The following is a 12,822-nucleotide window of genomic DNA, read 5'->3' as shown; positions in this document are numbered from 1 at the left end:
TAATTAGCAAAAATGGCGAAAAAAATCTCAAAGTGTGATTTATGTACGCGCGTTTAGCGTCGGCATTTCCCAATTTATACCAATATAGGGCCTCCTTTCACGGGATTGGCGTCTGCTCTGCGCGCGTCTTCTCCAATGGGGAATCGGTGTACGGCGGGCGCGCGCGAGTGCTGTTACGGCTCACGATGCGAATTCCGGACGGCCGGCCCGCCGTCGATTTTCGTTGCGGAGTGTCTGCTGGCCTATAACGCCGCGAGCCCGTTTCGGTTCGCTGGCCCAAAATATCTAAGACCCCCAAAACCTCTCTTAAGGAAACCGCAACGAAGTTAACGTGGTTCGGCAGAACTCGGCCGGTCCCCGGTTCGCAGCCAAGTTCGTGTGGCAGCGCCATATGTGGCATTGCCGTTGGCGAGATTTTGGAATTTGCAATTTCCGATAATCACGGTCGTTCCGCCGCTCGCGACGATAAATGGCGAGCCCGTCTGGGTAGCGTCGAAATTGCGTAGAATGACGACCTGCGAACCGCCTCCGACAAACGTAAAGACAGCGAAATTCAACTCTGTCAGGACCGCGCCGGGACAGTCGATAGTCAGGCTGAGAGATGCGTTGAAGCTAGCGGTTCTATTGAGACAAAACGCCGCGCGGGTCCTCCGCGTGGCGCTTTGGCACCAAGGCGCTTCACATCACAGTTCGATCTGAAACGAAGTGTCAGAGCGAAATGCGCGCCTATCTCTCGCATTGGTTTGGCACACGGAGTGGAACCCATGCGACCGACATCGACGAACATCCTGCCGGCGTTCGATCAACGGGCGGCTGCCTGGCCCGAACGGACCGGATTGGCCACGACGCTGACGCTCGCCGCGATGAGCCTCGGCTACGGCGTCGTGCAGCCCGACGTCACCATGGAGTCCAACTGATCGATGTCGGTGTTTGGATGGACGTTGACGATCCCGGTGAGGACGGTCGGTTTCCGCCTTCCCCGAAGAGTCCCGCTTCCACAAATTGAAGGCCAGATTGTGCGGATTGTCATGATTGGCGCGGGCTATCCGCCGCACCGGTTGCGGATGCAAGCCCCTGCCAGCGCCACCAGGTGCGTCAGCCCGACGCTGCGGCGAGAGAGCGATCGATCGTCTGATGCACATCGCACTGAACTTCGATCACCACGGGGCCCCTTGCCGACATGGCTTCCGCGACGACATCAGCCGCATGTTCCGTATTCGTGATCGTATAGCCCTGCGCGCCGAATGCCCGGGCAAGGGCCGCGAAGTCGGGATTGGACAGGTCCGTCCCCCAGGGTCGCTTCGGAAACGCCTTCTCCTGATACGAACGAATCGTGCCGTAGGATCGATTGTTGGAGATCACGATCTTCATGTCGAGCCCGCGGCCAACGGCCGTTGCCAGCTCGTTCCCGGTCATCAGAAAACCGCCATCGCCGCAAAACGCGATTACCTGACGGTTCGGAAAACGCAATGCCGCGCTGAGTGCGGAAGGGACGCCGCTGCCCATCGCGCCGCAAGCGGAGCCAAGCATTCGAGCCGAAGGCTGGAGGCGGAATATGCGGTGAACCCAAGTCGCAAAGTTGCCGGAGTCGGTCGTGACGATGCCGTCTGCCGGGAAGCGCCTGGCAATCGCCGCAACCGCGTGCCCCAGCACGTCTGCGTCGGGGATACGCCGCTCGGGCCATGCATGAATCGCCTCCCGCGTTTTCGCGACGGCCTCGATCCACCCGCCACGCTCGCGTGACACAGCCGGCACGTCGAGCCAGGACTTCAGGAAGGAATGCGCCGACGCGACGACCGGCAGATCCGTCCGGAAGTGAGTCCCGATCGCATTCGGGTCAGGATAGACGTGAACCAGAGGCTGGCGCGTCGGCGCCTGGCGCGGAAACCGAAATCCCAGGGAGGACAATTCGCCGAGCCGCGTTCCAATCGCGACGATCAAGTCCGCCTGCTCAAACAGTTTGATATGCACAGGCGAGATGAAGAAGCCAAGCTGGCCAATCCAGAGCCGGTGATCGTTCGGAAACTGGTCCTGCATCTTGTTGGTGGCTGCGACCGGCAAATTCCAGCGCTCGCTCAGCAAGGTCAGGTCCTCGCGAAACTCCGCGGTCCGACACTCGCCTCCGACCAGGAGAACAGGTCTCTCCGCCTTGCCGACCAGATCGGCCGCCTGCTCCACGGCGGCCCGACTGGGTTCGGCTCGCGCGACGCCGTGGACGGCGACGGGGAGCGGACTGGTCTCCATTTCGAGAACGTCTTGGGGAAGCTCGACGGCAACCGGACCGGGCGTGCCGCCAAGCGCCACCGAAAATGCCCGCGCCATCATCTCGGGCACCTGGGCCGCTGAATCAATCCTGGTGGACCATTTGATGAGGCCGTCGAACGTCCGCTTCGTGTCGATCTCCTGCACTGCGTCACGGTTCAGGTCGGGCTTTTCGACCTGGCCGACCAGCAGTATGAGCGGTATCGCCTCCTGGGACGCGACATGCAGACCAAGCGCTGCGTTGCACGCACCTGGTCCACGGCTGGTCATCACCACGCCCGCCCGGCCGGTGAGCTTGGCGTCAGCAACCGCGGCAAGACTCGCACTGCCCTCGTGGCGGCAGGTCACGAGATCGATATTATTACGTTCGAAGAGGGCATCAAGCAGCGCAAGAAAGCTTTCGCCGGGGACGCTGAAGGCACGATCGACGCCGTGCGCGACCAACGTATCCACGATCAGGTCGGCAACTCGAAAAACCATGCGGCACGATCCCCCTGGAAGTCGTCACTATCACGCCGCCAGGCTGATGGCGTGCGCGAAATCCCAATAGAGCTTCCGCGCGCGCGCATAGAACGGGCCGGGCGCGAGTTGACGGTCGTCGATACGGATCACCGGTGCGACCTTCGCGAAATTGCCGGTCGAGAATATCTCGTCCGCGGCAAGGAAATCGGCGTAGCGCAGCGTGGCTTCCACCACGGCGACGCCCTCGCCGCGCAACAGCTCGATCACCCGCTGCCGCGTGATGCCGTTGAGGAAGGTTCCGTTGGGCGCCGGCGTATAGACCACACCGTCCTTCGCCATGAATACGTTGGCGTTGCCGAATTCGGCGACATTGCCGAGCATGTCCAGCATCAGACAGTTCTGGAAGCCGCGCGAGGCCGCCTCGATCAGTGCGCGCGAACAGTTCGGGTAGAGACAGGAGGCCTTCGCAGCGACCGGCGCGCATTCTGCGGTCGGCCTGCGGAACGGCGACAGCGTGATCGCGTTTCCGACCGGCTTCGGCAGCGGCGCCTCATAGATGCAAAGGCACCAGTCCGTGGTATCCGGATCGAACAGCACGCCGCCACCCACGCCGTTCTGAGGCCAATACATCGGGCGGATGTAGAGCTCGGCATTGGACGGGAAGCGCTTGATGCCTTCAAGCGCCAACCCCATCCAAGTGTCGGGATCGACAATCGGGTTGAGTCCGAAGCTGGCGGCCGATTGATTGACACGGATGCAATGGCGGTCGAGGTCGGGCGTAACGCCCTCGAAGGCGCGGGCGCCATCGAATACGGTCGACCCGAGCCAGAGCCCATGGGTGCGAGGCCCCATGATCGGCACATTGCCCTCGTGCCACGCACCCTGGAAGAACGTCCATGTGTGCGAATGGCTGACGGGTTTGACCTCGGGAAACATGACGGCCCTCCATGTAGGCAACGAAATTACGGCCCGTAGATCACCAACTCGGTGTCCGACAAATCGGCAAGCCGGGGACGTTGCGGACCCTTGAAGTATTTGCGGCCGCGCCGTCTCCGGTAGAAGCCGATCAGGTCCGGCATGCGGCCATTGGCGTCGACAGCGACCACGAAGCGGCCGTGGCGGAGCAGGAATCGGCCGATGGCGCCGGCGCAGGCGACATAGTCGGCCACATCGCGGCAATAGATCAACCGCATGGCGATCGGGGCAAGCCGCCGCAAGCTCATCGACTGGAGGACGAAGGGGAACGTGCGGCCGTCAGCCGTGCGACACGCCAAGCTGAGGCAACCGCAAGCGGCGTGCCGCGCAAGTAGCGCAACGTCGGCCTCGGACATGCCGTCGATCACTTCCGCGTCCGCCTGGACGACTTCGACGCGCATGCCCTCCGGCACGTGCGACAATGCCGGAAACGAAAAGAACTGGCCGCTGCAATAGGCGTGGAATCCTTGGGCCTCGATGGTCCGCCAGGTCCAGTGCGCAGGGCTGATGTTGACGTAGGTGACGTGTTTGTGGCGCTGTGCGACGCTGGTCAACATCGGAGCGTAGCTGCGATAGGCGGGCTCCACATACCAGCTGGAGAGATTGCAGCGGATCGCGGCTCCGCTGGCATCGCCCTGCGCGGAGTAGATCAGCAGCAGAACGCCAACGGGCGTCCCCTGATTGTCGAGCATGTAACCGAACCGCGGGAAGCCTTCGGGTATCTCGCGAGCGGCCATGCGCTGGAGCCCATTCACCCAGTGGTCGCGTGAACGGCGAACAAAGCCGCGCGTCAGGAGATTGGCTACGGCATCAAGGTCGGCTGGCCCGATCTCGCGGCATCGGATCATGGTCCGAGCTCTGTCATCGGATCGGATCCAGCTTCTTCGTTGTGGAGGTCGCGGCCCAGCCCCGTCCAGCGCGGAGCTGACGCGCGGACCGAGCCCGCTTCGGCGGAAACCGCAGTCCGAATCCTGCGTCGGTCGTCACCTTGCATGAGCGACAATGGCCTTGAACGAGCGGCACGCTGTGACGCCATGTACAAAAGCCAGTTGTGATAGAGGCGACTGGCAGGCTCACGCCAGACGTTTCGCAGATCCCTCGCCAGTCGATCGGCCGGGAAATCCGCGAAGAGCTCCGGACGTCTGTCCGAAAGGGCTTGTCGCCGGAAGGTGGTCAGGATCTCTTCCGCTTCCAAATCGAAATAGGATTTCGGTATCGTAGGACAGACGTCGTTCTCTCCCCGCAGGAAACGACCCATGTCCCGTCTGAATTCGCCCAATAGGGTCAGGGTCTCGTATTCCGGATGACCCTGGAAATGAACGAAGAGACTCTTCTTCTGCTGCTTGACGAAACAATCGACACCAGCCTCCGCGGATTTGGTGAGAATGGAATACCCGCAGCTCGCGAGCGCCTCCTCCTGCACCTCGTTCCACCTTGCGTGCGGAATACTGATGGTCGCCGGAACGTTGTGCATGAGAGGATGACTTCTCGCCTTCGATTGAGAGAAGACACCAATGCATTTGGCAGGCAGCTTATGGCGCTTGATGCCGTCCATGTGCTGGACGACTGCATGGACGGCGAGACAGGAAAACACCGACGACACGGTATTCTCCGCGGCCCAGTCCATGAGTTGAACGAAGGAGGTCCAATAGGGCTCTTCCGTCAGGTCGGCAGCTCTGGGTTCGGTGCCGGTCACGAGCACTCCATCCAGCCGCGCGTTCAGCAGATCGTTGGTTCCGCGGTAGTATCGACGGACATAATCGCGCCCCCAATCCGACCGGGGCGTCGTCTCCATCGTATAGAAATGCAGTCTGACCAAGAGCCTTCCGGCCGCCGCGCCGAGCAGGTCGAACACCTGGCGCTCGGTGGACATCAAGGCGGCATCCGGCATGTTGTTGATCAGCCCGATTTCCAGGCAGTCCATCCGGTTCCCGGGCGACGCCACGGCGGCGGCGCCTCCGTTCGGTGCTCTCGAGAGCAGGTGGTGGTCGTCGGTGTCGACATCGATCAAGACAGGCATCGGAATGCCTCACTCTAACTAAATTCGATCTGCAGCGCGGAGCGCCTGATCGAGATCGGCAACGATGTCGTCAATATGCTCGATTCCGACGCTCAACCTGATCATCTCCGGCCGCACCCCCGCCTTTTCCTGCTCCGCGCGCGACATCTGCCGGTGCGTGGTCGACGCGGGGTGGCAGGCGAGCGACTTCGCGTCACCGATATTGACCAGCCGCTTGACCAGCTTGAGCGCGTCGTAGAACCGCTTGCCAGCCTCGAACCCGCCCGCCACGCCGAAGGTCAGCAGCGCACACGCCCGGCCGCCCAGATATTTCTGCGTCAGCGCGTGATAGGGGTTGTCGGGGAAGCCTGTATAGTTCACCCATTCGACGCCACGATCGTCGCGCAGAAACCGCGCGACCTTCTCGGCATTCTCGACGTGTCGCTCAACCCGCACCGCGACGGTCTCGATGCCCTGGAGCAGCAGAAAGGCGTTCAGCGGCGCCAGTATCGAGCCGGTGGTTCGCTGCGAGACCGCGCGGCAGCGCGCAATATAGGCAGCGGGCCCGTAGCGTTCGGCGAAGACCAGCCCGTGGTAAGATTGTTCCGGCTCGTTCATCATCGGGAAACGCCGGCGATGCTCCGCCCACGGGAACTTGCCACTGTCGACGATGATGCCGCCGAGCGTGGTGCCGTGCCCGCCCATGAATTTCGTCAGCGACTCCACCACGATATCGGCACCGTATTCGATCGGCCTGAGCAGGATCGGTGTCGGCACCGTGTTGTCGACGATCAGCGGCACACCGTGCCTGTGCGCAATCTCGGCGATCCCTTCGATGTCGCAGATGTTCCCGGCCGGATTTCCGACGCTCTCGCAGAACACTGCCCGCGTATTATCGTCGATGAGTCTTTCCATGCTCGCCGGCTGGTCGTCTTCCGAGAACCGGACCGTGATGCCCTGTCTCGGCAGGATGTGGGCGAACAGCGTGTGCGTCGTGCCATAGAGTTGCGGGACCGAAACGATGTTGCTGCCCATCTCGGCGATGTTGGTCACCGCATAATTCATCGCAGCCTGGCCGCACGCGACGCTGAGTGCCTCGATGCCTCCTTCGAGGGCGGCGACGCGCCGCTCCAGCACCGCGTTGGTCGGATTGCCGATCCGGGTGTAGCGGTAGCCGTCGACCTCGAGATTGAACAGCGCGGCACCATGATCGGCGCTGTCGAAGGCATACGAGGCGGTCTGGTAGATCGGCACCGCGACGGACTTGGTGGTCGGGTCGATGTCGTAGCCACCGTGAATGGCGAGCGTTTCTTTTTTCATGGAGGCTGCCCCTTCAATTATTCGGTCCCGGGCAACCTCTGGATTTCTCATGTGCATCGACGTTCCTCGAATGCTGGCGGCGTCTACCGGCCGTCCGGCGGGAAGCCGAGCAGATCCCGCACTGCTGTCGGCCATTTGGCGACGTCCGTCCCGTGGCTATGGAACATTGCGACGGCAAGACGATCCATGCCGAAGGCCACGCAGGCGGTATGGGCCGGCTCGCCTGACGAATCCTTGATGCCCCAGGCGACGCCGAAGTGATCGCGGTGGTAGTTGAAGCTCATGCAAGCGGTCGGGCGCTCCTCGGAGCGCAGGGGCACCAGCAGCTCAAATTTCAGCGACTGCTGCTTCTGGCTCACCGCCATCATCTGGCCGACCCGGCCGAAGAACGGATCGCTGGCGTAGTCGACCCGGAAGGCCAATCCGAGACCGCGGGCGATCTCCTGAGCGCGCACGATCCAGCGCTCCCGGAATTCCGAGACGTGGTCAGCGCTGCCGACGCAGACATATTCGCGCATCCTGAACGACTGCAGCCGGTCGAGATGGCGAGAGGGCTCGCGACGGAAGCAGTCGGCCGCGACGTCGAACCGCCAGCCGCCAGCCGGAACGGGACCGCGGCTCGCGGCGATCGGATAGACCGGATAGCAGGCAGCCGGCGAAAGAACCAGGTCTGCAGGTGAAAGCGATGCGGTCCAGTCGCCGCCGGCCTCGAATCGGCTGACCGCCGCGTCGATCTCGCTATCGGTGCCATGCAGACCGCAGACGCAACCGAGGAGGTTCGGAAAACTCTTCAGATAACCCGACCGCTCGAGTTGCGTGCGGTTCATGACAGGCGGGAATCGGAAAACCTCTGTATCGGGTTCGCGATGCCGCGTGATCAGCGCCGCAAGCCTCTCCACGAGGTCTTCATAAAGTGCCTTGCGACCATAGACTCCCGGAGACCCCATCTCGTAGAACAGTTTATCGGCGAGATGATCGAGCGGATCGGGCGAGAACGAAACCGTTTCCGCCTGTGCAGCAAACATGGCAACGTTCACGTCAAATCCCTTTTGTTCGAGAACCACACTTCAATCGCGCAGCGACACCGGGACGGCACTCATCAGCGTCGCCGCATTCATGCTGGAAAGGATGCGGTCGTTGTTGATCATGATAGGCGCCGAAAGCACGTCGCGGAGATGGCGGCCGACGCTGACGTCGCTGTCGTTGCGATAGCCGGACAGGCCGCAGGCACGCATCGCGTGCATCACGGTCGAGACGGCGAGTTCGGAGGCCTCCACCTTGAGCAGATTGATCGCGGACTGAAAGTCGACGGACGACAGCATGTGCTCGTCGTGTTCGCTGGCCGCATAGGACTCCAAGTTCGCCGCGATGATGGCGCGCAGCTTGTTCAGCGTCATCTTGGCCGAGGTGAAATGCGCCGCGCCGGGAGGCATGCTCCCGCCGGCCCCGCGAGCAGCCTTGCGGATGAAGAGCTGTGCCCGGTCCACCGCCGCGGCCGCGATTCCCGCCCAGACCGACGACCAGCACAAATGGGCGACCGGCGTCATCGTCTGCGCATGGATCTTGTTGTAGGCCACCGGAAATATTTGGTCTGCCGAGCCCTTGAAGTTCAGCTTGAAGCCGGCGCTGCAGGTTCCACGCATGCCGAGCGTTTCCCACGCGAGCGTGGGCTCCAGGGTATAGTCGTCGCGCGTGATCGCAAGCAGCACCTGATCGGATCCGGCTGCGTCATCGGCGCGGCGGGCGATTGTGACGATGCCGTCCGCCTCGGCGCCGTAGGAAATGACAGTCGCGTCACGCACCAGGGAAATCTCGGCGCCCTCGCGCTCCACCGCGGCAGTGCTGAATCGGATGTTTCCCCCGTTCTGGCCTTCCGTGGTCGACGACGCCATCAGGAGCTGTTCGTGGGCGATGCGCCGCATCAGCCTTTCGTGCCAAGCGCTGCCCGCGCCGTGGCGAACCAGGCACGCGATCTTGGTCTGGTGCATCGCGAAGATCATCCCGGCGGAGGCGCAGGCACGGCCGAGCGCGTAGCACATGTCGGCTACTTCCAGGATGGAGGCTCCCTCGCCGCCGAACTCGATCGGGATCTGGACGCCCAGCAGCCGCTCCTTGCGCGCCGCGTCGATCGCCTTTCGCGGAAAGCGCGCCTCGCGGTCTACCGCTACGGCCTCCGCTGCCGCCGCTTCTGCGACGGCGGCCGCCCGCTGCTGGAATGAAGCTCGGTCACGCACCACACGGCCGCTTTCCGCGGCCAAGCTGCTGAAGTGGACTTCCTGCACATTCATACCCCAGCCTCCCGTGTGAGGGTCCGACGCCTTCAAACCGCGCCGAAACGACTTACGCGACGGTGGGACTCTAACTGACCTCGCCTGCAGCGTCGCCGGAGCAAAAGGTGGATGCGCCAAAGCACGCTTCCCCCCGATGGAGTACCCCCGAAGCGGAGCTACCGCCCCGTGATGCCGTCAGGTAGCGTCACGCCACGGTTTGCCACGTCGTATAATGAATAGGGCTGAAATGCAGGATTTTACCGCCAGCATTCAAGACCGGGTTCTTTCTGTCGTCAGGAGTGTCCTGAAACAGAACGCAATCATCGCGGATGTCCATCCGGAATCCCGGCTGGTCGACATCGGACTGGACTCGATGGATATGGTCGCGCTCATGCTTAAGGTCGAAGCCGAGTTCGACCTTACCCTGCCGCAGCCTGAGATCACGCCCGAAAACTTCCAATCGGTTAAGACGTTGCAGGTCATGATTCTCAACCAACTCGGCCCCGCGCCAGGATAAAGCATATTGGCCGGCGCGGGACATCGATCGAAATCATATGCGTGATCGCATCATGAGCGAGGGTATGTCTGGGCTGACGGCCAAAAGCGACGATCTGAGACGCAAACCCTCCGCTGCCAAAGCTTGGCTGAAAGCCATCGAACCGACCTCGCGGATCGACGCCGAGCCGCGGTGGCCGTTCGCCGATTTCGTCGAAGACCGGGCGAGACGGCAACCTCAACGCTTAACATTGCTGGCGAACCGTCGATCTTTTACCTACGCGGAACTCGGCACCCGGATCAATCAATATGCGCGCTGGGCCCGGGACCTCGGGATCCGCGCCGGCAACACCCTTTGCCTGATGATGCCGAACCGACCGGACTACATTGCCTGCTGGCTCGGCATCAGCAGCCTCGGTGGCACGGCGGCGCTGGTCAATACAAGGCTGGTCGGCCTGTCGCTCGCCCATCGCATCGAAACTGTGAGGTGTTCATGTCGTCAAGGTTGAGAATTTTTTCGGTGATGCAGCAAATCGCCGAAGAACAGAAGGTCACCCTTCCGCCGCTCCGGGACGATCTGCCGCTGCAGGACACCGGCTTCGATTCGCTGGCGTTCGCGATCCTGGTCGCGCGGCTTGAGGATGATCTCGGAGTTGATCCGTTCACCACCGCCGAAGATGCGGCTTTCCCGTCGACCGTCGGTGAGTTTGTCAGAGCCTACGAGAATGTCCACGCCTGATGTCCTGGCGCTGCGCGAGTTTCTCGGCCCGGAGCTGAAGGGCCGCACGATTTCCGATGCAAAGCACAGCGTATCGCTAACAGATATTCTCGAGCACAGCTGCCTGACCGGCGACTTCCGCGACCTGTCCGGCCGCTCGGTACTGCTGGCGACGTCGGGACAGTTGCTGTCCGCGCTCGCGATGATCCAGCTCGACGGCGTCGCCCGCCGCATGCTTCTGTGCCCGCCCGACTTCGATCCGGACCACGTCGAGGCCCTGCTTGCGCGCGCCGAGATCGACACCATTGTCACCGATCGTCCGCTCCCTCGATGGCATACCGGGACCTGTCTGATCGTCGGCGCCGGCTTGCCCGAACGAGCATCTATCCGATGTAGCACCCAACGGGCGACCGAATGGTTGATGCTCACCTCGGGCACGTCGGGGCTGCCGAAGATCGTTCAGCACACGCTCGACGGACTGGCACGTGCGATCACCGCCGAAGGACCTGCGCGCCACCGGAATGCGATCTGGGCAACTTTCTACGATATCCGCCGCTATGGTGGCCTGCAGATCTTCCTGCGCGCCGTGATCGGCGGCGGATCACTGGTATTGTCGGAACCTGGGGAAGCCATCGCGGATCACGTGGCACGGCTGAGCGCAGGCGGCGTCACCCACATTTCAGGCACGCCCTCGCACTGGCGTAAGCTCCTGATGAGCGGTGCGGCAGCGAACTTTTCTCCGCGCTACGTCCGCCTGTCCGGCGAAATCGCCGACCAGGCAGTGCTCGACGGCCTCGCCCGGGCGTTTCCGCATGCCTCGATCGGACACGCTTATGCTTCGACCGAGGCCGGCGTCGGCTTCGCGGTCGACGACGGATACGAGGGTTTTCCCGTCGATCTGATCGGAGCGAACCGGGACGGCGTCGAGATGAAAGTGGTCGACGGCTCGCTCCGGATCCGCTCCTGCGGCACGGCGCGCTCCTATGTCGGCGCAAACGAACCGCCGCTCGCCGATGCCGAGGGCTTCGTCGACACCGGCGACATGGTCGAACTGCGCGGCGAGCGCTACCACTTCGTCGGCCGGCGCGGCGGCATCATCAACATCGGCGGGCTGAAGGTCCATCCGGAGGAGATCGAGACCGTCATCAATCGACACGAGTCCGTGCGGATGTCGCGCGCACGGTCGCGTAAAAGTCCGATCACCGGCTCGATCGTTATTGCCGACATCGTCCTTGCCGACGGAACCGATGCGAGCCGCCAGGAAACCATCCGCACCGAGATTCTCGGCAGCTGCAAGGACGCGCTGGCCGCATACAAAGTGCCCGCGGTGATCCGCTTCGTCCAGCGGCTCGACGTCACGGCCGCAGGCAAACTGGCGCGCGCCGATGCGTAACGTCCTCGTCACCGGCGGCAGTCGCGGCATTGGACTTGCGATTGCGCGCAGGCTTGCCATGTCGGGCGATTACAAGGTGATCGCGGTCGCCCGCCGCGAGGGCGAAGACTTTGCCCGAACGGTGCACGAGGTGGGAGCGGATCGCCTCCACTTCAGGGCGTTTGATCTCGGCGACGTCGAAAAGATCCCTTCCTTCGTGAAGGAGTTGCGCGACGCCTTCGGCCCGCTCTACGGCCTCGTCAACAATGCCGGGATCGGTACCGAAGGGCTGCTCGCCACCATGCGCAATTCCGATATCGAGGCGTTGATCCGTTTGAACGTGCTGTCGCCGATCCTTCTTACCAAATACGTGGTGCGTCACATGATGGCAGACGGAGCGGGACGCATCGTCAATATCTCCTCCATCATCGCGTCGACCGGCTACAACGGCCTGTCCGTCTATGGCGCCTCGAAGGCTGCGGCCACCGGCTTGACGCGTTCGCTGGCCCGCGAGGTTGGCCGGCTCGGCATCACCGTGAACGCGGTCGCGCCCGGCTTCATCGACACCGAGCTAACGAAATCCCTTGACGATGAAGGTCGCCGGCGCATCGCCGGCCGCAGCGCGCTGCGCCGCCTGCCCGAGGCCAAAGACGTCGCCGCCATGGTGGATTATCTTCTGGGCGATGGGGGTCGGAACATCACGGGCACCGTGCTGACGGTGGACTCCGGCAACACCGCTTGACCTTTCAACTATTGTATCGATCGCGCCAGCGCATGCCGGTAGAACCACCCGGCTGCTGGCCATTTCGGTCAAACTATCACCACGCGCCGAACGACCGCCCAACGGCTTGACCAGGATTCGCGGTTCCCAGCCGTGAGCCTCATCCTGGAACCACCCCCGGCGCGCAATGAAACTCCGACAATATTACCTTTGCGGTCGAACGCATCA

The 12,822-nt window shown here is 62.7% G+C and carries 13 protein-coding genes; 6 read left to right on the top strand and 7 right to left on the bottom strand.

Annotated elements, in window-relative coordinates; genetic code table 11:
* The first annotated feature begins 764 nt into the window (after positions 1-764).
* Positions 765-917 (top strand): hypothetical protein, encoded by a 153-nt coding sequence (locus JQ586_RS34990; RefSeq protein ID WP_212399193.1) that lies wholly within the window; start codon positions 765-767, stop codon positions 915-917.
* A gap of 178 nt (positions 918-1,095) precedes the next feature.
* On the opposite strand, the gene JQ586_RS34985 is transcribed toward JQ586_RS34990, so the two are convergent.
* From JQ586_RS34985 to JQ586_RS34955, 7 genes are all read right to left on the bottom strand, one after another.
* Positions 1,096-2,742, bottom strand: a complete 1,647-nt coding sequence (locus tag JQ586_RS34985) for a thiamine pyrophosphate-dependent enzyme (protein WP_212399189.1) — start codon at positions 2,740-2,742, stop codon at positions 1,096-1,098.
* 30 nt (positions 2,743-2,772) lie between these two features.
* A complete protein-coding gene (locus JQ586_RS34980; protein ID WP_212399188.1) occupies positions 2,773-3,660 on the bottom strand; it encodes a branched-chain amino acid aminotransferase in 888 nt (295 codons plus the stop codon).
* Between the two features lie 26 nt (positions 3,661-3,686).
* Positions 3,687-4,547 carry an acyl-CoA acyltransferase gene (locus JQ586_RS34975; RefSeq protein WP_212399187.1) on the bottom strand — a complete coding sequence of 287 codons (861 nt, stop codon included), beginning with the start codon at positions 4,545-4,547 and terminating at the stop codon, positions 3,687-3,689.
* Complete coding sequence (locus JQ586_RS34970) at positions 4,544-5,719, bottom strand: homoserine O-succinyltransferase (RefSeq protein WP_212399186.1); 1,176 nt, start codon at positions 5,717-5,719, stop codon at positions 4,544-4,546. Before JQ586_RS34970 ends, JQ586_RS34975 begins: the two co-directional genes overlap by 4 nt.
* A gap of 18 nt (positions 5,720-5,737) precedes the next feature.
* Complete coding sequence (locus JQ586_RS34965; protein ID WP_212399185.1) at positions 5,738-7,018, bottom strand: O-acetylhomoserine aminocarboxypropyltransferase/cysteine synthase family protein; 1,281 nt, start codon at positions 7,016-7,018, stop codon at positions 5,738-5,740.
* Between the two features lie 83 nt (positions 7,019-7,101).
* Complete coding sequence (locus JQ586_RS34960; RefSeq protein WP_212399192.1) at positions 7,102-8,043, bottom strand: amino acid--[acyl-carrier-protein] ligase; 942 nt, start codon at positions 8,041-8,043, stop codon at positions 7,102-7,104.
* A gap of 42 nt (positions 8,044-8,085) precedes the next feature.
* A complete protein-coding gene (locus JQ586_RS34955; protein ID WP_212399184.1) occupies positions 8,086-9,306 on the bottom strand; it encodes an acyl-CoA dehydrogenase family protein in 1,221 nt (406 codons plus the stop codon).
* A gap of 229 nt (positions 9,307-9,535) precedes the next feature.
* On the opposite strand from JQ586_RS34955, the gene JQ586_RS34950 reads away from it, so the two are divergent.
* The 5 genes from JQ586_RS34950 to JQ586_RS34930 are packed head-to-tail and all read left to right on the top strand — an operon-like array spanning position 9,536 to position 12,615.
* The gene (locus JQ586_RS34950) at positions 9,536-9,805 is read left to right on the top strand and encodes an acyl carrier protein (protein ID WP_212399183.1); all 270 of its coding nucleotides are present in this window, start codon (positions 9,536-9,538) and stop codon (positions 9,803-9,805) included.
* Positions 9,806-9,857: 52 nt separating this feature from the next.
* Positions 9,858-10,292: an AMP-binding protein gene (locus JQ586_RS34945; protein ID WP_212399182.1), complete on the top strand. Its 435-nt coding sequence runs from the start codon at positions 9,858-9,860 to the stop codon at positions 10,290-10,292.
* Positions 10,277-10,522 carry an acyl carrier protein gene (locus tag JQ586_RS34940; protein WP_212399181.1) on the top strand — a complete coding sequence of 82 codons (246 nt, stop codon included), beginning with the start codon at positions 10,277-10,279 and terminating at the stop codon, positions 10,520-10,522. The genes JQ586_RS34945 and JQ586_RS34940 overlap by 16 nt, the downstream gene beginning before the upstream one ends.
* Positions 10,509-11,894 (top strand): class I adenylate-forming enzyme family protein, encoded by a 1,386-nt coding sequence (locus JQ586_RS34935; protein ID WP_212399180.1) that lies wholly within the window; start codon positions 10,509-10,511, stop codon positions 11,892-11,894. The genes JQ586_RS34940 and JQ586_RS34935 overlap by 14 nt, the downstream gene beginning before the upstream one ends.
* Entirely contained in the window at positions 11,887-12,615 is a 729-nt protein-coding gene (locus JQ586_RS34930; RefSeq protein ID WP_212399179.1) for an SDR family NAD(P)-dependent oxidoreductase, read from the top strand. The genes JQ586_RS34935 and JQ586_RS34930 overlap by 8 nt, the downstream gene beginning before the upstream one ends.
* The last annotated feature ends 207 nt before the right edge of the window (positions 12,616-12,822 follow it).

It is taken from the genome of Bradyrhizobium jicamae, assembly GCF_018130215.1.
GTDB classification, from domain to species: domain Bacteria; phylum Pseudomonadota; class Alphaproteobacteria; order Rhizobiales; family Xanthobacteraceae; genus Bradyrhizobium; species Bradyrhizobium jicamae_A.
The sequence above is the reverse complement of the archived record's forward strand: the minus strand, read 5'-3'. Positions and strand labels throughout refer to the sequence as shown.

Bases quoted from the DNA above. Each gene is read 5' to 3' on its own strand.
- JQ586_RS34990 (WP_212399193.1), top strand. From the start codon at position 765: ATGCGACCGACATCGACGAACATCCTGCCGGCGTTCGATCAACGGGCG.
- JQ586_RS34985 (WP_212399189.1), bottom strand. From the start codon at position 2,742: ATGGTTTTTCGAGTTGCCGACCTGATCGTGGATACGTTGGTCGCGCAC.
- JQ586_RS34980 (WP_212399188.1), bottom strand. From the start codon at position 3,660: ATGTTTCCCGAGGTCAAACCCGTCAGCCATTCGCACACATGGACGTTC.
- JQ586_RS34975 (WP_212399187.1), bottom strand. From the start codon at position 4,547: ATGATCCGATGCCGCGAGATCGGGCCAGCCGACCTTGATGCCGTAGCC.
- JQ586_RS34970 (WP_212399186.1), bottom strand. From the start codon at position 5,719: ATGCCTGTCTTGATCGATGTCGACACCGACGACCACCACCTGCTCTCG.
- JQ586_RS34965 (WP_212399185.1), bottom strand. From the start codon at position 7,018: ATGAAAAAAGAAACGCTCGCCATTCACGGTGGCTACGACATCGACCCG.
- JQ586_RS34960 (WP_212399192.1), bottom strand. From the start codon at position 8,043: ATGTTTGCTGCACAGGCGGAAACGGTTTCGTTCTCGCCCGATCCGCTC.
- JQ586_RS34955 (WP_212399184.1), bottom strand. From the start codon at position 9,306: ATGAATGTGCAGGAAGTCCACTTCAGCAGCTTGGCCGCGGAAAGCGGC.
- JQ586_RS34950 (WP_212399183.1), top strand. From the start codon at position 9,536: ATGCAGGATTTTACCGCCAGCATTCAAGACCGGGTTCTTTCTGTCGTC.
- JQ586_RS34945 (WP_212399182.1), top strand. From the start codon at position 9,858: ATGAGCGAGGGTATGTCTGGGCTGACGGCCAAAAGCGACGATCTGAGA.
- JQ586_RS34940 (WP_212399181.1), top strand. From the start codon at position 10,277: ATGTCGTCAAGGTTGAGAATTTTTTCGGTGATGCAGCAAATCGCCGAA.
- JQ586_RS34935 (WP_212399180.1), top strand. From the start codon at position 10,509: ATGTCCACGCCTGATGTCCTGGCGCTGCGCGAGTTTCTCGGCCCGGAG.
- JQ586_RS34930 (WP_212399179.1), top strand. From the start codon at position 11,887: ATGCGTAACGTCCTCGTCACCGGCGGCAGTCGCGGCATTGGACTTGCG.